Here is a 1196-nt window from a genome sequence, read left to right on the forward strand (position 1 = left end):
CAACACCATCCGTCATGACAAATCGAGAAGCAATTATACAAAACTATATCGATGGATATAATCAATTTGATATAGACCAAATGGTGAAAGATTTTGATATCAATATTGTATTTGAAAACATCCAAAACGGTGAAACAAATCTAGTGCTAAATGGCTTGAGCGAATTTAGACAACAAGCTGAAACAGCAAAAGCCTATTTCTCTGAAAGAACACAAACCATTAGTACTATTACCCACTTCGAGCATACTACAGAGGTTGATATACAATATGTAGCAACCCTTGGTATGGATTTTCCTAATGGATTACAAAAAGGACAATTACTAGAATTATCAGGAAAATCCGTATTTGAGTTTAAAGGAAATACTATTACTAAATTGACAGATATTAGTTGATATAGCCATACTCTTAGGTTATGGTGACTATGAGTTCAGTCTTTTTTGATTAAATAAATTCATCACAAAGATAGTATTATAGATTTTCTCAACTCACCACACTAAGCTCGGTGTTTATATCAATAAAAGTTCTTATATCACAAAAATCTTGGTTATTGCCTGAGAATCGTTCTATTTCGTTTTATAATTATAGAAGTATTTTTCACAAAAACGACCTATTATGATGACCCTGTTAGCGATTTTCTTCCCATTTTTATCTTTCCTATTTAGAGGAAAAGTATTAACGGCTATTTTTTGTTTGATTTTGCAAGTAACGCTCATTGGCTGGATTCCTGCTGCTATCTGGGCAGTGATTTCACTACAAAACGCTCGTGCCGACAAACGTACCGACCGATTGATTAAAGCGATGAAGTCCAAATAATTATTTCAGAATAAACTGCCTTTTGTCAGAATTATTAAGGATCATCTTTTTGTTAAATTGCATCTACAGTTGGTAGTCTTAGAAATGTCTCGGATTGAATAAGCCTCCAGTTTCATATTTGAAATCCATAACAATCCATTGCAAACACATCAAATATAAATGACGATTTTAAACGTAGTTTCAAACAATATCTAAACAAACCTCCAGATGAAATTGGGCTCTAAATACAGATTGATTCAAAAGGTCTTGTCAGTTATTTTGGCTATGTTAATTAAGCCGTAAGCTAAAGGAAAAATGGTAATTTTTATGAAATTATAAAGATCTTTTTCCCAAAGCCGAGTACTTGTATCTAATTTTTGCAATTAATCATAACCCTATTTCAG

Annotated in this window: 2 protein-coding genes; both read left to right on the plus strand. The window is 32.2% G+C overall.

The window, feature by feature from the left end; genetic code table 11:
• Positions 1–392: nuclear transport factor 2 family protein (locus tag ACOVQ4_RS19565; protein WP_421822292.1), on the plus strand; the 392-nt coding region annotated here is incomplete at its 5' end.
• 220 nt (positions 393–612) lie between these two features.
• Positions 613–813: a YqaE/Pmp3 family membrane protein gene (locus tag ACOVQ4_RS19570; protein ID WP_421822293.1), complete on the plus strand. Its 201-nt coding sequence runs from the start codon at positions 613–615 to the stop codon at positions 811–813.
• The last annotated feature ends 383 nt before the right edge of the window (positions 814–1196 follow it).

This window comes from Flectobacillus sp. (assembly GCF_049240685.1).
Classification (GTDB): domain Bacteria; phylum Bacteroidota; class Bacteroidia; order Cytophagales; family Spirosomataceae; genus Flectobacillus.

Coding starts and splice junctions, on each gene's coding strand:
- ACOVQ4_RS19570 (WP_421822293.1), top strand. CDS start 613: ATGATGACCCTGTTAGCGATTTTCTTCCCATTTTTATCTTTCCTATTT.